25 protein-coding genes are annotated in these 26,706 nt (G+C 67.9%); 11 read left to right on the plus strand and 14 right to left on the minus strand.

Going from position 1 to position 26,706, the window contains the following annotated elements; all coding sequences use genetic code 11:
* Positions 1-63 precede the first annotated feature (63 nt).
* From ACWF4Z_RS01640 to ACWF4Z_RS01650, 3 genes are read left to right on the plus strand one after another with little or no spacing between them, the layout of a single operon-like run.
* A complete protein-coding gene (locus ACWF4Z_RS01640; RefSeq protein ID WP_452240963.1) occupies positions 64-525 on the plus strand; it encodes a hypothetical protein in 462 nt (153 codons plus the stop codon).
* Positions 522-1,397 (plus strand): tetratricopeptide repeat protein, encoded by an 876-nt coding sequence (locus tag ACWF4Z_RS01645; RefSeq protein ID WP_452240964.1) that lies wholly within the window; start codon positions 522-524, stop codon positions 1,395-1,397. The genes ACWF4Z_RS01640 and ACWF4Z_RS01645 overlap by 4 nt, the downstream gene beginning before the upstream one ends.
* Complete coding sequence (locus tag ACWF4Z_RS01650; RefSeq protein WP_452240965.1) at positions 1,394-2,653, plus strand: tetratricopeptide repeat protein; 1,260 nt, start codon at positions 1,394-1,396, stop codon at positions 2,651-2,653. The genes ACWF4Z_RS01645 and ACWF4Z_RS01650 overlap by 4 nt, the downstream gene beginning before the upstream one ends.
* A 2-nt stretch (positions 2,654-2,655) precedes the next feature.
* On the opposite strand, the gene ACWF4Z_RS01655 is transcribed toward ACWF4Z_RS01650, so the two are convergent.
* Positions 2,656-4,785 carry an elongation factor G-like protein EF-G2 gene (locus ACWF4Z_RS01655; RefSeq protein ID WP_452240966.1) on the minus strand — a complete coding sequence of 710 codons (2,130 nt, stop codon included), beginning with the start codon at positions 4,783-4,785 and terminating at the stop codon, positions 2,656-2,658.
* A gap of 159 nt (positions 4,786-4,944) precedes the next feature.
* Between ACWF4Z_RS01655 and ACWF4Z_RS01660 the strand changes: the two genes are divergently transcribed.
* Positions 4,945-6,840, plus strand: coding sequence for a DUF2207 domain-containing protein (locus tag ACWF4Z_RS01660; RefSeq protein WP_452240967.1), 1,896 nt, complete (start codon positions 4,945-4,947; stop codon positions 6,838-6,840).
* Positions 6,841-6,998: 158 nt separating this feature from the next.
* On the opposite strand, the gene ACWF4Z_RS01665 is transcribed toward ACWF4Z_RS01660, so the two are convergent.
* From ACWF4Z_RS01665 to ACWF4Z_RS01675, 3 genes are read right to left on the minus strand one after another with little or no spacing between them, the layout of a single operon-like run.
* Entirely contained in the window at positions 6,999-7,526 is a 528-nt protein-coding gene (locus tag ACWF4Z_RS01665) for a ferritin (protein ID WP_452240968.1), read from the minus strand.
* Positions 7,527-7,577: 51 nt separating this feature from the next.
* Positions 7,578-9,500, minus strand: coding sequence for a DUF2264 domain-containing protein (locus ACWF4Z_RS01670; RefSeq protein WP_452240969.1), 1,923 nt, complete (start codon positions 9,498-9,500; stop codon positions 7,578-7,580).
* Positions 9,497-10,528: a hydroxyacid dehydrogenase gene (locus ACWF4Z_RS01675; RefSeq protein WP_452240970.1), complete on the minus strand. Its 1,032-nt coding sequence runs from the start codon at positions 10,526-10,528 to the stop codon at positions 9,497-9,499. Before ACWF4Z_RS01675 ends, ACWF4Z_RS01670 begins: the two co-directional genes overlap by 4 nt.
* Positions 10,529-10,712: 184 nt before the next feature.
* On the opposite strand from ACWF4Z_RS01675, the gene ACWF4Z_RS01680 reads away from it, so the two are divergent.
* The 3 genes from ACWF4Z_RS01680 to thrS all read left to right on the plus strand — a co-directional run bounded on the left by ACWF4Z_RS01680 (position 10,713) and on the right by thrS (position 13,965).
* Complete coding sequence (locus ACWF4Z_RS01680; RefSeq protein ID WP_452240971.1) at positions 10,713-11,627, plus strand: proteasome assembly chaperone family protein; 915 nt, start codon at positions 10,713-10,715, stop codon at positions 11,625-11,627.
* Positions 11,628-11,729: 102 nt separating this feature from the next.
* Positions 11,730-12,572, plus strand: coding sequence for an acyl-CoA thioesterase (locus tag ACWF4Z_RS01685; RefSeq protein ID WP_452240972.1), 843 nt, complete (start codon positions 11,730-11,732; stop codon positions 12,570-12,572).
* 157 nt (positions 12,573-12,729) lie between these two features.
* Positions 12,730-13,965, plus strand: a complete 1,236-nt coding sequence (thrS, locus tag ACWF4Z_RS01690; RefSeq protein WP_452240973.1) for a threonine--tRNA ligase — start codon at positions 12,730-12,732, stop codon at positions 13,963-13,965.
* On the opposite strand, the gene ACWF4Z_RS01695 is transcribed toward thrS, so the two are convergent.
* From ACWF4Z_RS01695 to ACWF4Z_RS01710, 4 genes are read right to left on the minus strand one after another with little or no spacing between them, the layout of a single operon-like run.
* Entirely contained in the window at positions 13,931-14,788 is an 858-nt protein-coding gene (locus tag ACWF4Z_RS01695) for a MaoC/PaaZ C-terminal domain-containing protein (RefSeq protein WP_452240974.1), read from the minus strand. The two genes, thrS and ACWF4Z_RS01695, sit on opposite strands and share 35 nt — an antisense overlap.
* A 1-nt stretch (position 14,789) precedes the next feature.
* Positions 14,790-16,136 carry a 3-oxoacyl-ACP reductase gene (locus tag ACWF4Z_RS01700; RefSeq protein WP_452240975.1) on the minus strand — a complete coding sequence of 449 codons (1,347 nt, stop codon included), beginning with the start codon at positions 16,134-16,136 and terminating at the stop codon, positions 14,790-14,792.
* 9 nt (positions 16,137-16,145) lie between these two features.
* On the minus strand, positions 16,146-17,423 hold the full coding sequence (locus tag ACWF4Z_RS01705) for an acetyl-CoA C-acetyltransferase (RefSeq protein WP_452240976.1): 1,278 nt from the start codon (positions 17,421-17,423) through the stop codon (positions 16,146-16,148).
* Positions 17,420-18,202, minus strand: coding sequence for a TetR/AcrR family transcriptional regulator (locus ACWF4Z_RS01710; RefSeq protein ID WP_452240977.1), 783 nt, complete (start codon positions 18,200-18,202; stop codon positions 17,420-17,422). The genes ACWF4Z_RS01705 and ACWF4Z_RS01710 overlap by 4 nt, the downstream gene beginning before the upstream one ends.
* A 102-nt stretch (positions 18,203-18,304) precedes the next feature.
* Between ACWF4Z_RS01710 and ACWF4Z_RS01715 the strand changes: the two genes are divergently transcribed.
* Positions 18,305-19,630 carry an acyl-CoA dehydrogenase family protein gene (locus ACWF4Z_RS01715; RefSeq protein WP_452240978.1) on the plus strand — a complete coding sequence of 442 codons (1,326 nt, stop codon included), beginning with the start codon at positions 18,305-18,307 and terminating at the stop codon, positions 19,628-19,630.
* A 245-nt stretch (positions 19,631-19,875) separates the two neighbouring features.
* Here ACWF4Z_RS01715 and ACWF4Z_RS01720 read toward each other — a convergent pair whose 3' ends face one another.
* Positions 19,876-20,193 carry an NUDIX domain-containing protein gene (locus tag ACWF4Z_RS01720; RefSeq protein WP_452240979.1) on the minus strand — a complete coding sequence of 106 codons (318 nt, stop codon included), beginning with the start codon at positions 20,191-20,193 and terminating at the stop codon, positions 19,876-19,878.
* Complete coding sequence (locus ACWF4Z_RS01725) at positions 20,168-20,308, minus strand: hypothetical protein (RefSeq protein WP_452240980.1); 141 nt, start codon at positions 20,306-20,308, stop codon at positions 20,168-20,170. The genes ACWF4Z_RS01720 and ACWF4Z_RS01725 overlap by 26 nt, the downstream gene beginning before the upstream one ends.
* Positions 20,309-20,642: 334 nt before the next feature.
* On the opposite strand from ACWF4Z_RS01725, the gene ACWF4Z_RS01730 reads away from it, so the two are divergent.
* Positions 20,643-22,862, plus strand: coding sequence for a LuxR C-terminal-related transcriptional regulator (locus ACWF4Z_RS01730; protein ID WP_452240981.1), 2,220 nt, complete (start codon positions 20,643-20,645; stop codon positions 22,860-22,862).
* Between the two features lie 12 nt (positions 22,863-22,874).
* Here the strand turns inward: ACWF4Z_RS01730 and ACWF4Z_RS01735 are convergent, their stop codons facing one another.
* The 3 genes from ACWF4Z_RS01735 to ACWF4Z_RS01745 form a co-directional block, all read right to left on the minus strand.
* Positions 22,875-24,161: an FAD-dependent oxidoreductase gene (locus ACWF4Z_RS01735; protein WP_452240982.1), complete on the minus strand. Its 1,287-nt coding sequence runs from the start codon at positions 24,159-24,161 to the stop codon at positions 22,875-22,877.
* A 282-nt stretch (positions 24,162-24,443) separates the two neighbouring features.
* A complete protein-coding gene (locus ACWF4Z_RS01740) occupies positions 24,444-25,190 on the minus strand; it encodes a hypothetical protein (RefSeq protein ID WP_452240983.1) in 747 nt (248 codons plus the stop codon).
* Entirely contained in the window at positions 25,187-25,405 is a 219-nt protein-coding gene (locus ACWF4Z_RS01745) for a hypothetical protein (RefSeq protein ID WP_452240984.1), read from the minus strand. Before ACWF4Z_RS01745 ends, ACWF4Z_RS01740 begins: the two co-directional genes overlap by 4 nt.
* Before the next feature lie 160 nt (positions 25,406-25,565).
* On the opposite strand from ACWF4Z_RS01745, the gene ACWF4Z_RS01750 reads away from it, so the two are divergent.
* Positions 25,566-25,808, plus strand: a complete 243-nt coding sequence (locus ACWF4Z_RS01750) for a hypothetical protein (protein WP_452240985.1) — start codon at positions 25,566-25,568, stop codon at positions 25,806-25,808.
* Complete coding sequence (locus ACWF4Z_RS01755; protein WP_452240986.1) at positions 25,805-25,954, plus strand: hypothetical protein; 150 nt, start codon at positions 25,805-25,807, stop codon at positions 25,952-25,954. The genes ACWF4Z_RS01750 and ACWF4Z_RS01755 overlap by 4 nt, the downstream gene beginning before the upstream one ends.
* A gap of 243 nt (positions 25,955-26,197) precedes the next feature.
* On the opposite strand, the gene ACWF4Z_RS01760 is transcribed toward ACWF4Z_RS01755, so the two are convergent.
* Positions 26,198-26,566: an NUDIX hydrolase gene (locus ACWF4Z_RS01760; protein WP_452241304.1), complete on the minus strand. Its 369-nt coding sequence runs from the start codon at positions 26,564-26,566 to the stop codon at positions 26,198-26,200.
* Positions 26,567-26,706: the final 140 nt, after the last annotated feature.

The raw sequence follows: 26,706 nt of genomic DNA on the forward strand, positions 1-26,706 counted from the left end.
CAGTACGCCCGAGGCCATCGGCAGTACACTGCGCGGGCCGGACCTGACCACCCGAGGAGCCCTATGCCGGACGAACTCTTGCGCCCGACAATCGGCGCCGGTGTGGACCTGTCCGTGCGTCCCTGGCGGCTGATGTCACAGGCGTACGTCGCCTTCTTCGGCGGCGTGATCGCCGGCACGGCCATCGCCTGGCTCAACGCCCGCCGCCTCGGCGTGGACGTCGCCAAGCGCCGCCTGATCCTGGTGATCGGCGTGGTCGGATTCGTGGTCGCCGCGGCAGCGTTCCTCGTGCTCGAGCGTCGTCTCGGCGCCGACGATCCGTACTCCGCCGTCCCGAACGTCGCCGCCACCGTCATCGCCGTGGTCTGCTCGATCCTCCAGCAGCGGCTGCAGCGTCCGATGGACCGCGCCTTCCAGTTGCGCGGGTCCGATTACCGTCCGCTCTGGGGACCAGGGATCGCGGCGACCCTCGGCGGCCTGGCCATCCAGGCGGCGCTCATCTACCTCGCGGATGGGGCATTGTGAGCGAACCGACCGAAGCTCGGCTTCAGCTGGCCGGCCATTGGCTGCAGATCGGCCACCCCGAGCGCACGCTCGACGAGCTCCACGGACTCACGGGCGACGCCGCGCTCGACTACCGTGCGTACCTGTTCCGTGGTGCCGCTCTGCACGCGCTCGACCGGAACGCCGAGGCGATCGACGTACTGCGTGCCGGTCTGGAGCATCACGGCCCGTTCCTTCCGCTGCTGCATGTGCTCGGGTCCTCGCTGCGCTCCGAAGGGCGTTTGCCCGAAGCCGAGGCTGCCTTTCTGCAGGGCCTCAGCCTGGACCCGAACGATCCCGACCTCCTGATCGGCTACGCGCACGTCTGCCTCGCGGCCGGGCAGGCCGAGAAGGCGAGTGCGCTGGTCGAGCGCGCGGCGTCGCAGGCACCCGAGAGCGCGGTCGTGTCCGCGGCCCGGGCGCAGGTCGCGTTCGCCCTTGGCAACGACCGCGACATGCATCGGCACAGCACCGAGGCGTTGTCGCACGACCCCGAGGACCCGCGCACTCGGGCCTTGCACGGTACGTCGTCCATGCTCACCGGCGATCCGCGAGCGAGCTATCGATCGTTCGCCTCGGCCGCGGCGTCCCAGCCCGGCGACGCCGACCTGCGCGATGCAGCCCGAGCCGCCAGGTTGATCAACCACCCGCTGCTGCTACCGCTGCGACCCTTCGCGCGCCTCAACCCGCTGGTCGTCTGGATCGGCGCCGTCGCGGTCATTTACGGCCTGCGCGCCCTCGGGCTGGGCACGTTGTCGTTCGCGTTCGCGATGATCTGGCTGGCGTTCTGCGTGTACTCCTGGGTGGTTCCACCTCTCGTCCGCCGCTGGCTCAACCGGAAATGGGGAGCATGATGAACGACCGGATCGCCGCGCTGCGGAAGGCGGTTGAGGCCAGCCCGGACGACATTCTGCTCCGGCTGCTGCTGGCCGAGACGCTGGTGACCGACGGCGACACGGAGGAGGCGCTCGACCAGTACGTCGTACTCCTTGATCAGCAGGGGCTTCCGGACGACCAGTTCGTGCCGGTCGGTGAGCTGGCTGCCAAGAACGGTCGGCTCGCACTCCTGCGGAACCTGCTCGAGGCCGCGCGTCAGCAGGGTGTGGTCGAGGGGACCGGACGGCTGCAGCAGCTGGTCGACGAGATGATCGCCAAGCGCAGCGGCGTCAAGATCAAGGTCGGTCCCGAGGCAGAGACGCCGTACGAGCTGGATGCGCCGAAGGAGGCGACCACCTTCGATCAGGTCGGTGGGATGGAGGAGATCAAGCGGGTCATCCACCGCATGGTCATTCTGCCGCTCAGCCGGCCGGAGCTGTACGAGAAGTACGGGCGCAAGTCCGGCGGCGGCGTGATGCTCTACGGGCCGCCTGGATGTGGCAAGACGCTGCTGGCGCGGGCGACGGCAGGGGAGTGCGGGCTGCCGTTCGTGAACGTCCGGATCGAGGACGTGATGGACCCGTATCTCGGTGTCTCCGAGCGCAACCTGCACGAGGCCTTCGAGCGGGCCAGGTCGAATGCGCCGTGTGTCCTGTTCCTCGACGAGCTCGACGCGCTCGCGTTCGCCCGGCACAAGCACGGCGGATCCGAGGCGCGCCGGCTGGTCGACGTACTGCTGCAGGAGCTCGACGCGATCGGCTCCGAGAACGACGGCCTGCTCGTCCTCGCCGCGACCAACGCGCCCTGGGACGTCGACGAAGCCATGCTGCGACCGGGCCGCTTCGACCGGGTGATCTTCGTGCCGCCGCCGGACGAGCCCGCGCGCGCCGACATCCTCTCGGTGATGGTGAAGGACGTGCCCGCCGACAGTCTCGACCTCAAGGCGCTCGCGAACCAGACGCCGATGTTCAGCGGCGCCGACCTGCGCGCGCTGATCGAGCGCGGCGTCGACCGAGTGATCGACGAGGCGCTGTCCACCGGAGGCGAGCCGCCGCTGGCCATGCCTCACCTCGACGAGGCACTCGCCACGGTCAAGCCGTCGACACTGGACTGGCTGCACCGAGTGCGCTCGTACATCGAGTTCGCGAACCAGAGCGAGCGGTACGACGATGTCGCCGCGTACCTCAAGTCACGCGACGTCCGGCGCCGCCTCAGCCGCGACACCAAGGGCTGACCCTAGGACCTCACTTTCGCGGCCGCGGAATCCGGCATCGCCTCGTAGCGGGAGAACTGCCGGCTGAACGACGCAGCGCCGTGCGAAAGCGACCGCAGGTCGATCGGGTAGCGGGTGATCTCCACCTGCGGCACCTCGGCCTTGACCAGCGTCCGGTCGTCGCCGACCTTGTCCGTGCCAAGCAGGCGGCCACGGCGACCGGACAGGTCGCTCATCACGGCACCGACCAGCTCGTCCGGCACGAGCACCGAGACGAGATCGACCGGCTCGAGCAGGTTGACGTGGCACGCGGCCGCGGCCTCGCGCAGCGCCAGCCCACCGGCCATCTGGAACGCCATGTCCGACGAGTCGACGCTGTGCGCCTTGCCATCGAGCAAGGTGACCCGAATGTTCACGACGGGATAGCCGGCACCGACGCCCTTCTCCATCTGAGCCCGCACGCCCTTCTCGACGCTCGGGATGAACTGCCGCGGCACTGCACCGCCGACCACCTTGTCGACGAACTCGAACTCCGACCCTTCCGGCAACGGCTCGACCTCGATATCGCAGACCGCGTACTGCCCGTGCCCGCCGGACTGCTTCACGTGCCGTCCGTGCCCCTTCGCCTTGCTGCCGAATGTCTCCCGCAGCGGCACCCGCAGTTCCACGGTGTCGACGGTCACGCCGTACCGGCTGGCCAGGGCGTCGAGTACGACGTCCGCGTGGGCCTCGCCCATGCACCACAACACGATCTGATGCGTCTCCGGGTTCTGCTCGATCCGCAACGTCGGATCCTCCGCCGCCAGCCGCTGCAGCCCGATCCCGAGTTTGTCCTCGTCGGTCTTGGCATGAGCCTGTACGGCGATCGGCAGCAGCGGCTCCGGCATGTTCCACGGCTTCAGCAGCAGCGGATCGTCCTTGCCGGACAGCGTGTCGCCCGTTTCGGCGCGGGTCAGCCGCCCGATCGCGCACAGGTCGCCCGCGATCACGCTCGTGGCCGGCCGTTGCACCTTGCCGAGCGGGAACGACAGCGTGCCGATCCGCTCGTCCTCGTCGTGGTCGGCGTGCGAGTTCTGGTCGCCGAAGAAGGACGTGAAATGGCCCGACACGTGAACCGTCGTGTCGGGCCTGATGATGCCGGAGAACACTCGCACCAGGCTGACCCTGCCGACGTACGGATCCGAGGTCGTCTTCACCACCTCGGCCAGCAACGGGCCCTCCGGGTCGCAGGTCAGCCCCTTGCGCGGGACGCCGTGCGGGTTGAAAACCTCGGGCAGCGGGTGCTCGGGCGGCGACGGGAACCCGCTGGTCGCGACCTCGAGCAGCTCGAACGTGCCGATCCCCGACCCACTGCAGACCGGGATCACCGGGAAGAACGATCCCCGGGCGACCGCGCGTTCGAGGTCGTCGATCAGCACCTTCTGGTCGATCTCTTCGCCGCCGAGGTAGCGATCCATCAGCGATTCGTCCTCGGACTCCTCGATGATCCCCTCGATCACCGTGCCCCGGAGTTCCTCGATCTCATCCTCGTACGACGAATCCGGCGCCGACGCGGACCGTTTGCCGCCGGAGTAGCCGTAGTAGGTCTGGGAGAGCAACCCGATCAGCCCGTCACCGGCGGGCAGATAGAGCGGGAGGACCTTGTCGCCGAACGACGCCTGCGCGGCGGCGAGCGCGTTCTGGTAGTTGGCGCGGGCGTGGTCGAGCTTCGTGATCACCACCGCCCGCGGCATGCCGACCTGGGCGCATTCCTTCCAGACCGACCTGGTCGGCTCGTCGACGCCCTCGCTGGCCGAGATCACGAAGAGAGCGCAATCCGCGGCGCGCAGACCCGCCCGCAGTTCGCCGACGAAATCGGCGTACCCAGGGGTGTCGATGAGGTTCAGCTTGACGCCCTCGTGCGGCAGCGAGGCGAGCGAGAGGCCCACCGAGCGTTGCTGCCGGATCTCGGCGTCGTCGTAGTCACACACAGTGGTTCCGTCCAGGACGGTGCCGGGTCTGTTCAGGACGCCGGAGGCCACCAGCAGGGCCTCGACGAGGGTGGTCTTGCCGGCTCCGGACGGGCCGACCAGCACCACGTTGCGGATGGCGTCCGGGCTGTCCGCAACGGGCGCGGCTCCGGTGCCTTGGGAAGCGTTCGTCTTGTCTGCCATGACGTTCCTCCTGGTCCACCCACGATTCACCTAACGGCCCCTCGGCACAAGGGTGATCCGGGCACAAGGGTGATCGGGTCGCGGATTCGTCCAGGCTTGCACCTGCCCGTTCGGGCCGCCTCCCACGGGCGGACCCCACCGGTCGGTAGGGTCGCGACCATGCGTAGGGCACTCGGGGTAGTCATCAGCACGGTGGTCGCGGTCCTGGTCGTGTCGGGATTCGGGGCCGGGTTCGCGACGCCGGCGTCGGCCGCGACCGGCGACGAGGTGAAGAACTTCACGATCGATTACACGGTGGCGTCCAACGGGGTGCTGCAGGTGAAGGAAACGATCGACTACACCTTCGGCGACACCGGCCGGCACGGTATCTACCGCGACCTGATCGTCCGCGAGCCCTACCGCGACGACAACGCCAAGGACCAGAAGTACGAGGTCTCGAACATCAAGGTGACCGCCGGCAAGGGCGTTTCCGATCACTTCACCACCGAGACGACGAAGACCAACGGAGATCGCGACCAGGTCCTGCGGATCAAGATCGGCTCCGAGAACGACACCATCTCCGGGTACGACGCGACGTACGTCATCACGTACGACGTTCGCGGGGCACTCCGGCACTTCGCTGACCACAGTGAGCTGTACTGGGATGCGACCGGCTCGGCGTGGGACGCCGTACTCAACAAGGTCGCGGTCAACGTCACGGTCCCACAGGGTGTGCAGCAGGTCGAATGCTTCTCCGGACCGAACGGATCGACCGAGACCTGTCCGCTGAAGACGGTGAGCGCGGGGAAAGGTCTCTTCGGCGCCGAGAACCTTCCGCGCGGGAGTCAGTTGACGATCGTTGCCGGGATCAAGGCCGGTGTGGTGACCAACGACGCGCCGATCGTGGTCGATCCGCCGAGCTGGATGGAGCGGAACGGGCTGTCCTGGCCGTTGCTGATCGGCTCGGGCGGGCTGAGCTTGATCGCGATCCTGGCCGCCTCGCTGTACGCGCGGCTCGGGAACAAGGACCAGCGGTTCGCCGGGATGCCGCCGGGCACCTTCCCGCCGGCCGGTGTCCAGGCGCAGATCGTGAAGGACGACCTGGCCGAGGGCCAGCTCCCGGTCGCGTTCTCGCCGCCGAAGATCCCGGTGGCCGAGGGCGGTTTGCTGATCGACGCGAAGGCGACGACGACCGAGACCGCCGCGACGCTGATCGACCTGGCCGTGCGCGGCGGCCTGAAGATCGAGAACGACGGCAAGGCCCAGAAGGCGGTCCTGGTGAACCCCGCGGTCGCGACCGCTCCCCACGAGCAGGAGCTGATGTCAGGCCTGTTCCCGTCACTGCAGCCGGGCAACGAGCTGCTGCTGGTGCGTGGCGCGGTCGGCGACCAGACCATGCGCCGGGCGCACGACGGGATGATCGCCGTACTGCGGCAGCAGGTGAAGCAACGTGATTGGTACGTGCGGATGCCGCGCGCGGCCGGTGGGACAGCGGGGTTCAAGCGCAGCTGGAGCGTCGGGTGCTTCGCCTTCATCGCGCTCTGGGTGGTCGCGGCTTCGACCGGGTTGGCAGGCGGTGCGAGCAGTGGTTTCGGCCGGGTGGTGGTGATCGCGATTCCGGTGCTCGCGGTGATCGTTGCCCTTGGCATCTGGACCCGGATCCGGGGTCGCGGCCAGCGGAATCCGGCCGGCCGGGCCGTGACCGATCAGCTGGTCGGCTTCCGGCAGTACCTGGCGACGGCCGAGGCGGATCAGCTGCAGTTCGAGGAGGGGGAGGACATCTTCAGCAAGTACCTCCCGTGGGCGATCGCGTTCGACCTGGCCGATCGGTGGCAGAAGGTCTGCGAGCGGCTCGTCGCCGCCGGCCGCCTGACCCCCGACCCGTACTGGTACGTCGGCCCGTCGTACTACAGCTCCGGCTGGACGGCCGGTGCCGTCGGCGCGACGGTCGCCCAGACCTTCGCGCCCCCGCCCGTGCCCGCCAGCTCCGGCGGTGGCGGCGGTAGCTCGTCCGGGTTCAGCGGCGGTGGCTTCTCCGGCGGCGGTGGCGGCGGCGGAGGCGGCGGCAGCTGGTAGCCCGCCGCCCCGACAGCCCAGCTCCTCGCGTCCGCGGTTGCGGTTGCGCTGCACCATTTCGGGGGCCGGCCCCCGAAATGGTGGCTTGCGCACCGGAATACGACGGGACCTCCCACCACTTGAGGGGTCGGCCCCTCAAATGGTTCCTGTCGGAGGGGCTAGACCTTGCCGCCTGCGGCGACGGGAGCTGTGGGGTCGGCGCCGCCGTCTCCTACTGCCTCCCGGGCCAGGTAGTCCTCGAGGTGGAAGAGGTTGTCGCCGGCGCGGTTGGCCACGTTGACGAGGGTTTTCATCGCGGCGACCTCCTCGACCTGCTCCTTGAGGAACCACTGCATGAATTGCTCGCCGATGTAGTCGCTCTCGTCGCGAGCGGTGCGGGCCAGCGTCTCGATCTGCTTGGTGACGCTGATCTCCTGCGCCAGCGCGAGCTCGAGCGGCTCCAGCGCGGACTTGAAGTCGGACTCGACCTCGCCGACCGACGGGATGTGCGGCCGGATGTCCTTGTCCAGCAGGTACTGCACCATCATCATCGCGTGGTTGCGCTCTTCCAGCGACTGCTTGTAGAAGTGTGACGCGAGCCGCGGCAGGTCCTGGTCGTCGTACCAGACAGCGACCGCCACATACTGCTGAGAGGCAGTGAATTCATTACGGATCTGCTCTTGCAGAAGTTTCTCGTACGTGCTCATTCAGCCAATCTAACGGCCGGAACAGAATCGCACACCCATGGCGAGGCTGACCTAACCCTCTCGATTTTGTCCCAGTTCGACGACCTCGGTTCCGCCACCGGGCAGGCCGATCCGGACCTTTGCCCCACGCCCCGGAACCTCGTCCACCAGGACATCGATGCCCTCGGCAAGCGCTTCCGGCCGGAGCGCGTCCCGCGTCAGCAGTACGGCGCTCACGAGGACCACCGGCTCGCCGTTGTGCGGTGCGGTCAGGTACGGCGTCGCCGAATGAACCCCGAACGCATTGGTCCCGAGCCCCCGGTGCACCCCGGCCGCGTCGTACCCGTGCAAGCCCACCACCGCGGACAACAATCCCTCCGAATTCCGCGCCGACGCGGCCACCGCCGTAGCGCTTGCCGCAGGCAACGACGCCCCCGCGACCGCGAACCCACCACTCCGCACGATCGACCCCGCCGGACCGTCAACGAGAGCACACCGAATCTCCCACCCACCATGGACAATCGACGTCGTCTCGATCCGCCAAGGCCCATCCGTCCCCAACCACGCCTGGTGCCACGAGGACGCCGTACGCCCACTCACCCCGAGCCGCCGGATCCGCCCGCGCGAACTGGACTGCCCGTCCGGACCGACCAGGGAGATCAGGTTGTCGATCCGCGGCGCCTGATCCGACAACTCGGGCCCAGCGTGATTCGCATAAGCCAGCCGGTTGTAATGCGGATCGCCCTCCGGCTCCACACCCTCGGGCTCGGCCAAAGGCGCGTGATCGGCGCCATGGTTGACCAGTTGCACGATCTGGTCGTGCCGGCTCGCGTGGACGATCCACCCCGGCGCGGGCATCGCCCGTACCTGATCTGCATCGTCCAACGGCACGGACTCCTCCGGCGACGTCCACACCGGGTGCTCGGGCGGCAACACCAGCCCGATGAACCCCTTCGACGCCCAGTACGGCGAACCGGGGCCGGAGTACTGCTGTGTGGTCGGCAGGAACGTGTCGTACCACCCCAGTGTCAGCAGACCACGCTCATCCGGCACCCCGTGCTGTACGAAGTGTCTAGCGATCCCCGAGCACAACCGCCGCGTCTGACCGGGCGACAGGGGAGTGGCGTCGAGCACCTCTCCCATCCAGTACGGCGTAGCCGCAGCCATCCGGTAGGTCAGCGAACGCCCCTGGTAGACCGGCGCGCCGTCATTCCCGACCAGATGCACCGCATCCTCGAGGAACAGCCGCAGCCGCTCCCGATAGACCTTCAACCGATCCTCGTACGCCGCACCCGGCGTCGCAGCCGCCATCCGAGCCCACAGGCCGGGGTAGAGGTGCATGGCCCAGCCGATGTAGTTGTCGAAGTTCTGCCCGTCGCCATCGGAGTACCAGCCGTCGCCGACGTACCAGTCCTCGATCCGGTCCAGCCCGCCGTCGATGTCGTCCTGGGAGTAGGGCGCCCCGACCGACGCGAGGAACTGCTCACTCACGACCTGGAAGAGCCGCCAGTTGTTGTCATGCGTCGTCGACCCGATGAACCCGCCCAGCCACTCCGCCACATGCTCCTGCGCGCGACTGTCGAGCCGCTCCCAGATCCACTCGCGCGTCTCGTGCAGCGCCACCGCGATCGCCGCCGCCTCGACCATCTGCTGTGAGCGCGGAGTCAACCGCAGCCAGGACTCCGGGTGGTCGGGATTCGCGCCGTTCGCGACGCCCCGCGCGTACCGCTCGATCAGCTGCTCACAACCCTTCCCTTGCACACCGGCGATCCGGAACGCGGCCAGCATGAACGAGCGGGCAAACCCTTCCAGCGCGTCCGACGCCGTACCCGATCGGCTCGGCCGGCCGGGCAGGGCGATCAGCGAGGCGCCGGGGGAGAAGTAAGGCACCAGCGAATCCAGGAGGTGGTCCGCCAAGGCCTCCCAGTGCGCCCGGCTCCACCCGGTCTGACGGGACAGCACACGGTCGGTGTCCGGCAGGACGAGGCGGGTCATGCGAGCTTCCCAAGTTCGTTGGGGCTGATGGCGTGTTGCAGGGGCTGGCCGGCGGCCAGGCGCTCGAGTTCACCGACGGCCAGCTCGCCGAGGCGGGCGATCTCGTTGCCGACCGCACCGGCGACGTGCGGGGTGACGAAGACGTTCGGCAGGTCGAGCAGCGGCGAGTCCGGCGGCAGCGGCTCCGGATCGGTCACATCGAGTACGGCGTCGATCCGGCCGGAGAGGCACTCACGCAGCAGCGCCTCGGAGTCGATGATCTTTCCGCGGGCCGTGTTGATCAGAACGGTCCCGTCCCGCAGCCGGCCGAGCAGCCGGGCGTCGACCAGGCCGACCGTCTCCGGGATCAGCGGTGCGTGCACGCTGAGGACGTCGCTCCGGCTGAAGAGTGCGTCGTTGTCGACGAGCTCCGCGCCGAGCTCGGCCGCCTCGGCCGCGGCCAGGTACGGGTCGCTGATCAGCACGTGCAGATCGAACGCGCGCAGCCGCTCGGCCACCATCTTGGCGATCCGCGAGGCTCCCAGCAGACCGACCGTCGTACCGTAACTGCCCGGCATCGAGTGCGGATCCGCCTTCCGGCGTTCGATCCGGTACTGCGCAGCCAGCCGGAACGCCCGCTTCCCGGCCAGCACGATCGCGGCGACCGTGTACTCGGCGACCGGCAGGGCGTTCGCGGTGGCGGCCGACGACACCTGGATCCCGCGCTCGAACGCGACCGGGTCGACGATCCCCTTGACCGACCCCGCCGCGTGCAGGATCGCCTGCAGTTTGGGTGCCGCGTCGAGGACCTCGGGCCCGATCCGCGGGCAACCCCAGCCGGTCAGCAGTACGTCGACCTCCGGCAGCGCGGCCCGGATCGCCGGGTCGGCCAGGAAGCCGTCAGGCACCCCGGCAGCACCCGGGCCGACCGGCAGGACGGTGGCGACCGCCTCCAGGCGCTGCCGGACGCGCGGGACCAGGACTCGGTCGCGGCTGTCGGCGTTCATGGCCAGCATGACGGTCAGGGCGGAATCTGGTTCGCTGCTCACCCGGCCAACCTAGCAAGCGCTTTCCGAGCTGTCGCCTCGATGGCCGAATCTTGGAAGATCCTGAAACTTCGGCGTAGCCGGAATGTGAGCCCGGATGTCCGGCGTTATCACTGCACAGGGCAGGATAGAGGTGCTGACACTGCCCTGTTGGCCATGAAGAAGAATGGTGAAGAGGAGAACGACGATGCTACGACCGGACGACCTCTACGAGATCGTCGACGAGTCGGTGGCGACCGGCCCGGCGGCGACGCCGAAGGTGCTGGTGCACTCGCTGGACGGGTTCATGGACGCCGGACAGGCCGGTCGGGTCACTGCCGACCACCTGCTCGAGGTGCTGGACAGCCGGCTGCTGGCTCGGTTCGACGTCGATCTCCTGCACGACTACCGCGCCCGTCGGCCCGAGGTGACGTTCGCCGAGGACCGCTTCGTCGACTACACGCCGCCGCAGCTCAACCTGCACCTGCTGACCGACGACGCGGGTGTCGAGTTCCTGCTGCTCGAGGGTGCCGAGCCGGACAACCACTGGAACCGGTTCGCCGCCGCGGTGCGGCAGCTGATCGAGCTCTACAACGTGACGCTCACGGTCGGCGTCCACGGCATCCCGATGGGCGTGCCGCACACCCGCCCGCTCGGCCTGACCGCTCACGCGACGCGGCCCGAGCTGGTCACCCGTTCGAACATCTGGGACGGCGAGATGCGGCTGCCCTCGAGCGCGGGCACGATGCTGCAGGTGCGCTTGGGTGAGGCCGGCAAGGATGCGATGGGCTTCGCGGTCCACGTGCCGCACTACCTGGCGGAGAACCGCTTCCCGGGTGCCGCGCTGGCGCTCGTGCACGCGATTTCCGCCGCGACCGGACTGCTGCTCCCTAGCAAGGCCCTGCTCGACGAGGCTGCCCTCACGGGCCGGCTGGTCGACGAGCAGGTCGAGGCCTCGGAAGACGCTTCCGCGGTGGTCAACGCGCTGGAGACCCAGTACGACGCTGCGGCCGGCTCGGTCAGCCGCAAGAGCCTGCTGGCCGACTCCACGCCGTCGGCCGACGAGCTGGGCGCCGAGGTCGAGCAGTTCCTCGCCGAGCTCAACCGCGAGGACGACAAGTAAGAATCGCTGAGTCGGGCCGGGGCTGATGCCCCGGCCTTTCTCATGCCGGCCTTTCTCATGCCGGCCTTTCTCATGATGGCCGGCGACCTGTCAGGATGAGGCATGCCTGAGTCGTTGGAGGATCTGGTCGAGCTGCTCGACCTGGAGATGATCGACGTCGATCTGTATCGCGGTCGCCAGCCGCAGACGTCGATGCAACGGGTGTTCGGTGGCCAGGTGCTCGGCCAGGCGTTGGCCGCCGCGAGCCTGACCGTCGATCCGGAGCGCGTGGTGCATTCGCTGCACGGATACTTCCTGCGCGCCGGCGACACCGCCGTACCGATCGTGTATCGCGCGGAGCCGACCCGGGACGGCGGCACGTTCAGCAGCAGGCGGGTGGTCGCCTCGCAGAACGGTAAGCCGATCTTCTACATGTCGGCGTCGTTCCAGCGGCCGGAGCCCGGTCTGGATCACCAGGATCCGATGCCGGACGACGTCGTACCGCCGGATGAGGCGCCACGGCTGGCGACCGTTCTCGAGCTGCAGTCGGGACGTCCGGCCGCAGACTGGGACCGGGAGTGGGCGGCCCTCGACGTACGCCTCGCCGGGGTCACCGGCCGTCAGTTCTGGATCAGGGCCGCGGGCAAGCTTCCTGACGATCCCGCCTTACATGCTTGCGTTCTGGCGTATGCGAGCGACCTGACGTTGCTAGGGGCAAGCTTGTTGCCGCACGGCATCATCATCGGTGATCGCCGCATCCAGCCGGCCTCGCTCGACCATGCGTTGTGGTTCCACCGGCCGTTCCGTGCCGACGAGTGGTTGCTCTACGACCAGGCGTCGCCGTCGGCCTCGGGCGCGCGCGGTTTCGCCACCGGACGCCTGTACGCCGAGACCGGCAGCCTCATCGCCTCCGTCGCACAGGAGGGCCTGATCCGTCCGGTCGGTCTGGACCTGGAGCAGGGGTGACCTGCTACGGTTGGTCCGTGTCCAAGCGCGCAGTAGCGACGACGACGCCGAGGTTCGTCCCGGCGCGCTGACACCTGACTGTCGACCAAGCCCCGGGGCGAGTGCCCCGGGGCTTTGTCGTGCTCCGTGGTTGCTCGCCCCAACCACTGGAGGAATCATGTACGACCACCGCAAGCTCGGCCGTGAACTCGGCCTCTTCGACTCCGACCCGCTGATCGGTGCCGGCCTGCCGTACTGGCTGCCCGCCGGCGCCGCCGTACGCCACGCCATGGAGAGCTACATCGCCGAAGTGGAACGACGAGCCGGCTACCAGCGGGTGTACTCGCCCGTCCTCGCCAAGCGCGAGCTGTACGAGATCTCCGGTCACTGGGCCAAGTACAGCGACGACATGTATCCACCGATGGACCTGGGCGGTGAGGAACTCGTGCTCCGGCCCAGCATCTGTCCACACCACGCGCTCATGTATCGCTCTCGCTCGCACAGCTATCGCGAGCTCCCGCTCCGGTTCTCCGAGCTCGGCGGGCAGTACCGGGCCGAGCTGTCCGGCGCGATCGGTGGCCTGAGCCGGGTCCGCGCGATGCAGCTGAACGACGCGCACATCTTCTGCCGCCTCGATCAGGTCGAGGCCGAGGCGGAGAGTGCCCTGGCGTTGATCAACCAGGCGTACGCCGACATGGGCATCAGCGCATCACGTTACGTCCTCGCCTTGCCGGCCGAGGATGCGTCGTTCGGCGATCCCTCCAGCAAGTACGTCGGGGACGCGGCGAGCTGGGAGCAGGCGGCCGGCCTGCTGCGTGCGGTGCTGAAGAACGCGGGCGTCGAGTATGTCGAATCCCCTGGCGATGCGGCGTTCTACGGGCCGAAGATCGATATCGAGCTGGAGGATTCGGCCGGTCGCCGGTTCAGTCTGTCGACCATCCAGGTCGACTTCCATCAGCCGGAGGCGTTCGGGCTGGAGTACATCGGTGCCGATGGCAACAAGCATCGTCCGGTGATGGTGCATCGCGCGATCGTCGGCAGTATCGAACGCGCGGTCGCTCTGCTGATCGAAGTGCACGGCGGTGCGTTCCCGGCGTGGCTCGCGCCGGTGCAACTCGTCGTACTGCCGATCTCCGACGACGAGGAGCGGGTCGCGATCGACGTGGCTCGGCGGGCAGCGGATCGCGGTCTTCGGGTCGAGGTCGCCCATGCCGACGAGGGGAGTCTCGGTGCCCGCATCCGGGAGAACCGGCTTGCGCCGTACCAGGCTGTCATCGGTGCCCGGGAGGCGGCTGCCGGGTCGCTGGCGATCCGTGATCGCGACGGGCAGCAGCATGACGCCGCGCCGATCGGAGAGGTGCTCGACCGGATTGCGGAGCTCAGTCGGCCTGGAGCTGCCCGATCAGGTGCGTGAGGTCGTGGTTGTCGTCGTACAGGGCGAAGTCCGTCGTCTTACCTTTTTGCTCGTAACCGAACTGCACGCGGGACGGCAGCAGCAGCGGTTTGCGGAAGTCGACGCGGACGGTGAAGGCGTCCGGGAGCTTCCCGGCGCGCTGGATGGAGGCGAGCGCGGCGGCCTTCGCCCACATGCCGTGCGCGATCTGGCGCGGGAACCCGAACGCCTGGGCGGTCAGTTTGAACAGGTGGATCGGGTTCCGGTCGCCGGACGCGGCGGCGTACCGGCGGCCGAGGTTGGCCCGCAGGTCCCACCAGGCGTCGGACTCCAGCTCCGGATCCGGAAGGAGGTCGACGTGTGCGGTCGACGTCCCGGCGGAGCGGCTGAGCAGCGTGGTCAAATCGGTCCACACCACCTTGCCGTCGACCTTGACCTCGCTGACCACGTCGAAGACGGTGCCTTTGGGGTGCGGGCGTTCCGGCGTACTGTGCACGCGGATCGCCGGCTCGGCGTGGATCGGGATCGGCGCCTTCTGGGTGATCGTGTTGGACAGGTGCACGATGCCCATCGGCTTGTACGGGAACGACGGGTCGGACATCAGGTCCAGGTGCAACGGAAACGCCAGAACATGCGGGTACGTCGAGGGCAGCGCCGGGCCGGCCTGGAATCCGGTGACGTCGCGGTACGCCTGCAGGTGGTCCTGGTCGATCGCGGACCGGGGAAGCTCGAGCGTGAGCCCGTCCTGGTCCGGCTCGTAATCGGCTCGCCGCAGTGTCGCGCGCACGGTCTTGGCGTAGAGCGAGCCGAGGCCGGGTGAGTCGTCGTACCGGCGCGTGGGCATGTCAGGCGCCCAGCATGCTCTGGCCGCAGACCCTCACGACATTGCCGGTGACGCCGGCCGAGGCCGGATCTGCGAACCACGCGATCGTCTCCGCGACATCGATCGGGAGACCACCCTGCTGCAGCGAGTTGATCCGGCGGCCGACCTCGCGAATCGTGAACGGGACTTTCGCGGTCATTTCGGTCTCGATGAATCCGGGCGCGACCGCGTTGATCCGGATGTTGCGGCCGGTCAGCGTCGGCGCGAGCGCCTGGACCAGGCCGATCACGCCCGCCTTCGAGGTCGCGTAGTTGGTCTGGCCGTTGTTCCCCGCGATTCCGGCGATGCTGGCGACGCCGACGATCGAGCCGCCGTCCCGCAACGCGCCGGACTCCAGGAGGTACTTCGTGATGCGCTCGGGGGCGCGGAGGTTGACGTCGAGCACGGCGTCCCACGTGTCCGTCCGCATGTTCGCCAGGCGCTTGTCGCGGGTGATGCCGGCGTTGTGGACGATGATGTCGAGCCCGCCGTGCTGCTCCTGCGCATGGGCCGCGATCCGCTGCGCCGCGTCGACCGAGGTCACGTCGAGCAGCAGCTCCGTGCCACCGAGCCGGGTGATGACCTGGTGCAGCGGCTCGGCGTTCTGGGGTACGTCGACGCCGATCACGGTCGCGCCGTCCCGGGCCAGCGTGCCGGCGATCGCCGCGCCGATCCCGCGGGCCGCGCCCGTGACCAGGGCAACCCGGCCGGCGAGTGGGCGAGTGGGGTCGTTGCTGACCAGGGGGCCGGTCCCGATCCGGGTCACCTGGCCGTCGACGTACGCGGATTTCGGGGAGAGGAAGAAGCGGAGCGTCGAGTCGAGCTGCTCGTGGGCGTCGGGGGCGACGTACACGAGGTTGACCGTGGCGCCGCGCTTGACCTCCTTGGCGAGTGAGCGGGTGAAGCCCTCGATCGCGCGCTGGGCGATCTGCTCCTCGGCCGACTGGGCGAGCTCCGGCGTACGGCCGACGACGATGACGCGGCCGGCCGGCGCGAGCTGGCGGATGACGGGGGAGAAAAAGCGCTGGAGGCTGGTCAGCTCGGCCGTCGAGGTCGCGCCGGTCGCGTCGAAGACGAGCGCCTTCGGCCGGATCTCACTCGATGCGACGCCCTCGGCCGCCGTGGTGAACGAGGCGCCGATGTCGCGCAGCAGGGCCTGGATCGCCTTCCCGGCGTCGGTGTCGCCGATCGCGCCGAACACCACTGGCCCGTCGATCACCGGTGACCCCTCGACCCAGCGCTGCAACGGCGCCGGGTCGGGCAGACCCAGGTTCTTCACCAGGGTCTGGCCGAGCGGTGTCCGGGTGAAGGTCTGGTAGCGGTCCGTCATTCTCAGCTCCTACTTCTCGAGGATCGCGACGACGCCCTGGCCGCCCGCGGCACAGATCGAGATCAGGCCACGACCGCCGCCGTTCTCGTCCAGTTGCTTGGCCAGCGCGGCGACGATCCGCCCGCCGGTCGCCGCGAACGGGTGGCCCGCAGCGAGCGAGCTGCCGTTCACGTTCAGCTTGTCGCGGTCGATCTCACCGAGCGGAGCGTCCAGGCCGAGCCGTTCCTTGCAGAAGATCGGATCCTCCCACGCCTTCAGTGTCGCGAGCACTTGGGATGCGAATGCCTCGTGGATCTCGTAGTAGTCGAAGTCCTGGAGGGTGAGCCCGGCGCGGGCCAGCATGCGGGGAACGGCGTACGCGGGCGCCATCAGGAGGCCCTCGGCGCCCTTCACGTAGTCGACCGCGGCCGTCTGCGAGTGGGTCAGGTACGCGAGCGGCCGGAGACCGTGCTCGGTAGCCCACTCGTCGGTGGAGAGCAGCACGGTCGAGGCGCCGTCGGTGAGCGGGGTCGAGTTGCCGGCCGTCATCGTCGCGGTCTCGCCGTGGCCGAACACCGGCTTGAGCTTGGCGAGCTTCTCGATGCTCGTGTCCGGCCGCAGGTTCTGGTCCTTCTCGAGGCCGAGGTACGGCGTGATCAGGTCCTGCTGGAAGCCTCGGTCGTAGCTCTTCGCGAGGTTCACGTGGGAGCGGTACGCGAGCTCGTCCTGCGCCTCCCGCGTGATGCCCCACTCGAGCGCAGTCAGGGCCGCGTGATCGCCCATCGACTTCCCCGTGCGAGGCTCGGCGTTCCGGGGGATCTCCGGTACGACGTCCTTCGGGCGAACCCTGCTCAGCACCTTGAGGCGGTCCGGGAAAGTCTTGGCCCGGTTGAGGTCGAGCAGGATGTTGCGCAGCTGGTCGTTGACCGCGATCGGTGCGTCACTCGCGGTGTCGACACCACCGGCGATCCCGACGTCGATCTGGCCGAGGGCGATCTTGTTCCCGACCAGGATCGCCGCCTCGAGGCCGGTGCCGCAGGCCTGCTGGATGTCGTACGCCGGGGTGGTGGGGGAGAGTTTGGAACCGAGGACCACCTCGCGGACCATGTTCCAGTCGCGGGCGTGCTTGAGGACGGCGCCGGCGACCACCTCGCCGACCTCCTGGCCGCCCAGCCCGGTCCGGTCGACCAGGCCGTTGAGCGCCGCCGTGAGCATGTCGGAGTTGGAGGCGTGCCGGTAGGTCTTGTCCTGCCGGGCGAACGGAATCCTGTTCCCGGCGACAACGGCCACCTTGCGGGGTTCGGTCACGATGTCTCTCCTGGTCCGGTTCTCGACTCTTTGGACGTTCGTGCGGTGGCGGAAGTTCGGGGTTTTGCTTTGGCTGCAGTGGGTTTCGTTAGGGCTTTTCTGCCGACCGCGGTGGCGAGGGTGGCGGTGATCGCGGTCTCGCGGACCGTGCGCACGTCGGCATGATGCACCACCGGATGCCCCGGCTGCCCGGTCGACACGATCAAGCCGACCCTTGCCATGTGCAACGATCCGAGGGTCTGTGTGTACAGGTGATTCGCCAGGTAGTCGACGTCCACGGTGTCGAACACGCCCGACCGCTGACCCGCTTGGAGGATGTCCGCAATCCGGTGCAGCGCCGCGGCCATCGCCGTACCGAGTTTAGTCATGACCGGCTCGGTGATCTCGCCGAACAACTCGTCGCCTGTTCTTCTCAAGAGGCTCATTGCGCAGTCGGCGAAGGCCGGATAGGTGAGGCAGAAGTCGACGAAGACTTCACTGAGTGCTTTGAGCCGGTTGAGCGGTGCCTTGCGCGGGTTGTCGACCTGTGCGAGCTTGTCGTCCAGCTCGCCCAAGTAGTCGACGAGCGTGAGCGCGAAGAGCTCTTCCTTACCGGCGAAGTGCCGATAGATCAGTGCCTTATTTATTCCGACGCGCTTGGCGATATCGTCGATCTGGGCGTCGATCGTGCCGCGCTCGTCGAACAGCTCACGCGTCGCGCGGATGATGTCCCGTTCGCGGTCGCGACGACGCTCCGCCGTGGTCCGGCGGCGTCCGATCGCGAGTAGCGCGGAGCTCATGGACCGATCTTAGCCATAGCAGTGCGCTCGGGTGCAAACGGCGGTTACACTCATCGGTAACATATGCTTTGTGCTGTCCCGTGCAGCTCTCGGAGGATGTTGATGACGATGACCGATCCCAAGTCCACGGTCTCCGCCGACGTGATGTCGCTGGCCGGAGAGCTCGGCGCCGAGCGCTCCAAGCCGGGCTGGAGCCAGTTCTCACTGGCTCTCAACGACGACCAGCGCGAGATCCAGTCCTGGGCCCACACCTTCGCCGCCGACGTCATCCGCCCCGCGGCCGCCGAGTGGGACGAGCGCGAGGAGACCCCCTGGCCGGTCATCCAGGAGGCCGCGAAGATCGGCCTCTACGGCCTCGACGCGAACGTCAACCTCTTCGTCGACCCCTCCGGCCTGCTGATGCCGCTCGTCCACGAGGAGCTCTTCTGGGGCGACGCCGGCATCGGCATGTCGCTCAAGGGCACCGGCCTGGCGTCGTCCGCGATCTTCTCGAACGGTACGCCGGAGCAGTGGAGCCAATGGATGGGCCGCTGCTACGGGACTGTGGACGACGTACGCGTGGCCGCCTTCTGCTCGTCGGAGCCTGGCGCGGGATCGGATGTGTCCGCGATCCGCACGCGCGCCGTCTATGACGCCGCGACCGACGAATGGGTCATCAACGGCCAGAAAGCCTGGGCCACGAACGGCGGCATCGCCGACATCCACGTGGTCATCGCCACGGTCGACCCGGCCCTGGGTACCAAGGGTCAGGCGGCGTTCGTCGTACCGCGAACCGAAGTGCACGGTCTCGAGCAGGGCACGAAGCTTCGCAAGCACGGTCTGCGCGCCTCCCACACCGCCGACGTCTTCTTCGACAACGTCCGCATCCCCGCCGCCAACGTCCTTGGCGGCAAGGAGAAACTCGACGAACGCCTGGCCCGAGCCCGCGAAGCCGCCGGATCATCCCAGGGCCGCAACGCTTCCATGGCCACCTTCGAAATGACCCGCCACATCGTCGGCGCCCAAGCCATCGGCATCGCGCGGGCCGCTTACGAAGTAGCCCTGGAGTACGCCAAGACCCGGGAACAATTCGGCCGCCCGATCATCGACAACCAAGGCATAGCCTTCAAACTCGCCGACATGGCGTTGGAAATCGACGCCGCCCGACTGCTGGTCTGGAGAGCCGCCAACATGTCGGCCGCGCTGATGCGCGGCGAGACACCTGACTACCGCCACGGCGAAGGCTCCATGGCCAAACTGAAGGCCGGCGAGGTCGCGGTGAAGGTAACGGAAGAAGCCATCCAGATCCTGGGCGGGAACGGCTACACCCGCGAATACCCAGTAGAACGCATGCACCGAGACGCCAAAATCTACACAATCTTCGAAGGCACCTCAGAAATCCAGCGCCTGGTAATCGCCCGAGCCATCTCCGGCATGCGCATCAGGTAAAGAGACCCCCGCACGCTCCCACCCGCCCCCGGCTACCGCCGGGGCATCCTTGCCGGCTAAGGCCGGCGACGTGCGCGCTGCCGCGCGCGTATCGACTGCCAGGTGGTCACGGGCTAGCCAGCTCGCTTGGGGCCGGCCCGCTCCCGCGGGGCTGGCCAGCTCCGACCGTCGTGGAGGTAGGCGACTGTGTGGGACTCGGAGGCCTTGAGGGCAGCCTCAAGACGGAGCCAGACATACGGACGGAGTTAGTCGCGCGCCTTGTCGGGGGTGACGAAGGTGTACCGGCGTACCTCGCCGAGATCGGGGACGAGCTGCTCGACCTGCTCGGCAGAGACTTGGCCGGCATCGAAGATGAACATCAGGGAGTCGTCCCAGGGGCCGTGCGGAGACACCCAATCCACGCACGCGAGCGTGAGGCCAGACGGCTCGAGCCGAAGGCTGAGCTCTTCGTTCAACTCGCGCAGAAGCCCATCGAGCGGTGGTTCGTTAGCCTCGATCATCCCGCCCGGCAGATCCCAGTCCGGCTTGAAGTCAGGATCAACGAGCGATCCGCCCCTCGGCATCCCGCAGGATCGCATCGGCACCAACTCGTTTACGCGCCTGCTTGGCATTCCCCTCGGCCAGCTGCTCCCGCCACGCCTGTGGATCGCCCTTGTACAGCGGTTCCTCGTCCGTCATGACTGCCTTGCGCGCTCGTCGACCGTGCCCGAACTGATCCATTCCTGAAGCCAGACCCGCTGCCGCAACGTGTCGGAAAGCATCTGCCCAAATGTCAGTGCCCTCGTGTGGGGCGCCGCCGTGGTGGTGGTCATCCTCAGATCCAGGCCAGTAAGCGGTTGATCGACATGGTTCATCCCTTGTCAGGCGAGAGGACATGAGAGGGGTGCGCCGAAGCGGTCTTCACGATGTACATCCGGGAGCTGTGAAGTGGCAGAATTGTGGGATCGTGGCACCTCAGCCGCTTGTCAGGAGCATCGTGACAACCGAGCGACCCGTGCGTCCCCTGTTGTCGGTGAAGCAGGTTGTCCCACCCGTGCGAGCCGGCGCGCTGGCACGCGAGCAGTTGATCGGCAAGCTGCAGGAAACGGATGCGCGGCTGGCGCTCATCGTGGCTCCAGTGGGATGGGGTAAGACCAGCCTGGTCAGCGCGTGGGCCGCTCGAGCCAAGGAAGAGCGGCTGGTCGCGTGGGTCTCGCTCGACGAGACAGACGACGAGCCGAACCGCTTCTGGCGCTACGTCCTTTCGGCGCTGCGCGCCTCGGGCAGCGAGCTCGGCGAAGCTGCCCTCGACGCCCTGGACGCGGTGGACCTTGCGCCGGTCGACCTGGCTCTTCCGTTGCTTCTCAACGAGCTGGCCGACTCGACCCACCGACATGTCCTCGTTCTCGACGACTACCACTCCCTGACCGACTCGCGCATCCACGAGTCGGTGGAATACCTGATCAATTATCTGCCTCCAACCTTCCAGCTGGTGCTGGCCTCGCGGCGTGACCCACCACTTCCGCTTGCCCGGATGCGTGCGCGCGGACAGTTGGAGGAGATCCGAGCGGAACAGCTGAGCTTCACGAGTCTTGAGACCGCGCAGCTGGTTTCGGCGGTCGCGGGGGTCGACCTCTCGACGGAGGCGGCCTCGGAGTTGTGGGCCCGCACCGAGGGTTGGGCCGCAGGTCTGCAGTTGGCAGCGCTGGCGTTGCGAGGCACCCCAGATCCTGAACTCGCGGCCCACACCGTGCGCGGCGACGATAGGAGTCTCCTGGACTTCTTCAGCTCCGAGGTGTTGCCCGCGCTGGCACCCGAACAGCGCGACCTCCTGCGCCGCGCGGCCCCGTTGGAGGCCTTGTCCGGCCCGCTCTGCGATGCGGCTCTGGATACCAACGGTTCGGCGGACGTGCTCGCCGACCTTGAACGAGCCGGTCTCTTCGTGTCCAGCCTCGATGAGCGACACGAGTGGTACCGCTGCCATCGGCTCCTGCGCGACGTGCTCCTTGGCGCGAGTACATGTGACGCCGACTCGTCGGAGGTGCTGGCTCGAGCGGGCGAGTGGTTCGCTGTACAAGGTCGAATAGATGACGCCGCCCGGCACCTGATCCGTGCGGGGCATGGAGGTGCTGCCGCTGACCTGCTGCTGGCGCACGCCCAGTTACGGTTCTTCGATCGCGGTCTCGCGCCGACCTACCTGCGGCTGGGCGATGACCTGCCACCCGAGGTCGTGAGCACCGAGCTGGCGATCTCCCTGGCAACCGCAGCTTTCATGGCCGGTGCCCGAGACGAGGTCGACCCCTGGCTCGATACGGCGGAGAGCCGCATCCGTGCAGACACCGTGGTCAGCGGGTGGAGCGATCCGCGCGCCGCAACGCTGGCCCGCCGAGCATCATGGGGCTTTCCCGACTCTGCGTCCGCTCGCTCCGTTGAGCAAGCATCGCGAGCGGTGGAGCTTGAGTCGCCTGACGGAGACGGACTGGTCAAGGCTCGGATGGTTTTGGGCAGTGCGATGATCCGCGACGGCCGTTTCAAGGAGGGAGTCACGATCCTGCTCGAGTCCTGGCGAGACCCTGAGCGCGTTGGCTGGCCCGCGTGGGTCCAGCTTCAGATGGCCGGGTTACTCGGAGTCAGCCTTCTCGACCTCGGGAGATCCCCGGAATTCGATGTCGTGAGGGACCAAGCCCGCCCTTTGGCCGACGAGGCGGAACGCGACTGGGGGCAGGCCGGGCCGTTGATCGGCACTCTCTTCCGGGTGTGTGAAGGCAGGCGCGCCTACCTGGGCGGTGATGTCGCGATGTCGAAGGCGATTCTGGACGAGATGGCCGCACGGGTAGGCCTGCATGCTCGCCCGACGCTGGGGGTGCTGCACCTGATCTACCTCGCGGACACCGAGCTCGCTGCCGGTGACCGAGACGGTGCGCGGGCTGCTCTGGTCCGCGCCCGCGAGTTGGTCGAGGAGGAGCAGGTGAGCCAGTTCGTCATCGACCGTCTGAGCGCGGCGGAAGCGCGAATGGGGAGGCGCGCGGTGCGGGCCGCCTCCCGCGAAGGCGCTTTGGTGCAGGAGCTGACCGACCGGGAGCACTCGATCTTGCGGGCGATGCAGGGGTCTGCCACTCAGCGTGAGATAGGGGCCGAGTTGTACTTATCCATCAACACGGTGAAGGCCTACACCAAAATCCTCTACCGCAAGCTGGGCGTGGCCACCCGTCAGGACGCCGTGGACGCCGCACGACAGCTCGGGCTGATCTGAGCGCGAGCAGGGCTAGGCACCCTTGGTGCGCGCCACCTCGTGCCGTTCGACTGTTGGCGGGCCAGGCAGATTGTCGGTGACTCCTGTGCGCAGCGGGCTGCGCTGCAAACCCGTCACCCACGTGGCGAGGCGGCGTTGCACGTAGGGCGATCGGCCCACCGAGTGTGCCGCGAGCCAACGGGCTGCGCGCGGCAGCGGGTGACGGATCAGTGCCATCCGAGTCATCCGGTCCGTGAAGCGCAGCACCTCCAGGGCCGCAGCACGCCGGTTGGCGTCGTACGTATCGAGCACCGTGTCGTCCGCTTCACCGGTGAGGACGGCGGCCAGTCGAGTGGCCAGGTCGAACGCGTCGGCGATGCCGGTGTTCATGCCTTGGCCGGCTGCAGGGCTGTGCACGTGGGCGGCGTCGCCGCCCAAGAAGACTCCTCCGGACCGGAAGGTCTCGGCGACGCGGTGGTGAACACGGAAACGGGACGACCACAGCGGATCCGAGGTTGTGGAAGCGGGCACACCGCGGGAGCGGAACAGTTCATCGACGTAGGCGCGGCTGGGTTGCTCGGGCACCTCTACACCTTCAGGGACGGTTGCGATGATCCGGTGGGTGCCCCCAGGTAAGCGTCCGAGCACGGTGACCCCAGCTGGTGACAGATGGATCGTTGCCTGGTCATCCTGATTCTCGGCGCGCGTGCTGGTGAACTCAAGAGCCACATCGGCAAGGATGAACTGCTCGGGATAGGACGACCCGTTGAAGGCGATCTCCATTGCCTCTCGGACGAGGCTGTGCGAGCCGTCTGCGCCGATCACGTACCGTGCACGCACCTCGAGGGCGCGGACCGGAGTGCCGTCATCGGACAATTCGCTGCCTCGGAGCACGTACCCGTCACCGGTCGGGGCCACTGACTCAATCACCACCGGGCGCCTCACCGACCCTCCGAGGTCCTGGAGTCGACGTAGGAGCAGGCCTTCTGTGGTGCTCTGCGGCAGACCCAGTGCGAACGGGCGCGCCGTCTCGAGTAGAGAGAAGTCGACGCTCAGGAGCGGGCGGCCACGGTCCAGCATGACCAACCGCCGCATCTGGACTCCGGCCGCGACTGCTTGGTCCACCACCCCTAGTTGCTCGAACAGCTCCAACGTGGCCGCGTGCACCAAGGCCGCCTTCGACGTGAGGGTCGGTGTCGCGGACCGGTCGAGGACGAGATGGTCGATCCCGAGCTGGGCCAGCCGGAGACCCGCGGTGAGCCCGGTAGGCCCGGCTCCAATGATGGCGACGTCGGTGCGGTACTTCATTGGATCCTGCATGACAATTCCTCCGTAGATGACTTGGGGAGTGGAACTCAGTGGATTGATGCGACCATCACGGCCATGACGCAGACCGCGACAAGGAGACCTGCGACGTACAGAACGCAGACCAGGAGTCCGGGCTCTTCTCTCAGGGTGGTGGGGAGGTGGATCAGACGCGATCCGCCGGCGACGCCGCCTCGGCGCGCGGGTGCCGATGGGCTCTCAGCGTGGGGTTTGCCGGGGCGCCCGACGTCCAATGTTCGGCCAGCGCCCCGCTGTCGGAGCTGCGGAAAACGGCTCTCATCGAGACGCATGACCTACATGCCCTCCTCTTGTTGTTCGGCCGCCGCTGCTTGTCTGGGCGCTTCTTGTTGTATGGGCGCTGCTAGGGCCGTGTGCCATGTCGGTGGGCCCGTCCCGCCGGGTCATCGGTAGCGCGATCAGCCAAGCCAGGACGGCGAGCAGTATCGGAACCACTGCAGTCCGCCCGAAGATCGCGAGCGGCACCGTGCCGAAGGCGACAAGGCCGGCGAACGTGTGCCGAGCGACGGCTCGCCGGCACGCCGCCGCGATCAGCGCTACGCCACCGGTGCCGCCGACCACCATCAACGCGCCGGGACCACTGGCGACCATCAGCAGCTCGCACGCTCCCAGCGCGCAGAGCAGCACCCGGTCCCAGCCGGCCGCCAACGCGTGCCTCGTGGCTCGCCACCGCTCGACCGCCAGCAGGCCGGCGGCGGTCAGGAGGACGGCCGGAACGTACCCGAGGCGGCCGACCGTTGTGAGACCGAGCAGCCCCGGCACGATCATCCCGAGCGAGCACGCAGCCCGGGACAACACAGACAGGCGCGGGTCCCGCTGACGCAGCGCCGCAAGGCCGGCCAACGCGGAGAGGGCCACGGTGAGCAGACCAAGGGCACCGTTCGCGAGCTTGTCCCCGGTCCACTCCGGGATGCCGTAGCCGGCGACCGCCTGGACCAGCCCGGCGAGGATGCCTAAGCCGGCTCCGGTCAGACCCAGTCTGGTGGCGAGCCGACGGCGCCTCATCGTGTCACCGACCGAGCGGATCGCCGCGGCGTCGGCCGGGCTTTGCGAACGGGACAGCCGCCCCGAAAAGTCAGGATCGGCTGCTCTCCGCTCGGGAACAGCTCGGTGAACCTCGGCGCGAACGTCGGCGGCGCTCCGGTGGTCGCCTCCCTGTCGATCCGCTCGGTGATCTGGTTCATGTGCTGCAGGCCGAGTCGCCACCGGAGCCGGCTCATGATCTCGGGTCGTCGTCATGACCAGGACACTCGCCGCCTCCTGGGTATCCCCGCACCACCCCGACCGCAAGATCACCCGGGGTGGGGGCGCCAGCGCACCCAGGGTGAAGATTCGAACCGGGTGGTGTGCGAATACCCATGACGGGACGATCTTGATCGCGTGAACAACCAACTCCCAGAACCCGAACCGAGCCGGCTCGAGGTCACCCTGTTCGGCCCGGTTGCGGCGGCTGTGCTCGTGCTGCTCGATGAGCGCTACAACCAGGTGAGCACCTCAACCGCGCGCGAAGCCGACACCGTCGTAACCATCGGCGACGTCGACCAGGCCGGTGAGCGGGCCGTGCTCACCCTGCTGTGGGACACCGGCCATCGGATCCGGTCGGTGCACCGGAGTGCGCCATGACGATCGAGGCACCAGACGGTTCTGGGACCGTGGCGAGCCGAGAGTTCACGACGCCGCGTCAATGCCCGGCTGACCTTTCGCTCACCCTCGCCGCGATCAGCATCGCCGTTCCGCTGCTGGCGCTCGTCACGCGGCCGAAGCCCTGAACACCCGGCAGCGGCCAGCTCGGGTGTCGCCTTTGCCGCAGTACGGCGGGGGCAGAGGTCGGGGACGTACTTGTCCATAGTGGCGCGGCTGACGCCGAGGGTCGGCCATCTTCCTTGTAGCTGGCCAACTCCGCCTGTCGACTTCGAGAGTCGGATGCTTGGCCAATGTCTGGTCATTCCTGCCAGACGAACACGGCTCGGTGTCGCCAGATCAGTGCTCGGGGTGGCGTATGCCGCCGTGACTCAGTTCTCCCGCATTTGGTGGAGGAGTAGTAGGGCGGCGACGGTGTTGGCGGACTTGATTTCGCCGCGACGTACCAGGTCTGGGACGACCTTGAGGGGGATCCACTCGCGGCGATCTGATTCGAAGTCGTCTTCCGGGTGACTGACGTACTCTGCGCCGTCTGCCCAGTAGATGTGGTGCAACGCGTTGGACAGTCCGTTGGCTGGTTCGACTGTGAGGAGGAGTTCGAGGGGTCCAGCGCGCCAGCCAGTCTCTTCCAGCATCTCTCGGGCCGCGGCTTCCTCGATGGTTTCGCCGTCGTCGACGACTCCTGCGGGAAGCTCCCAGCCCCAGGTCTCGGTGATGAACCGGTGGCGCCAGAGAAGCAGTGTTCCTCTCGTTGATTGCCGCGGTCAATGCCACTGGCCGCTGGCGAATCAGAAAATGATCGAGGTGTCGTCCATCGGGCAGTTCGACATCGGCGAGGTTTACGCGGAACCAACGGTTCTCATAAACGGTCTCTTCGCCG

The organism is Kribbella sp. NPDC055071 (genome assembly GCF_053608045.1).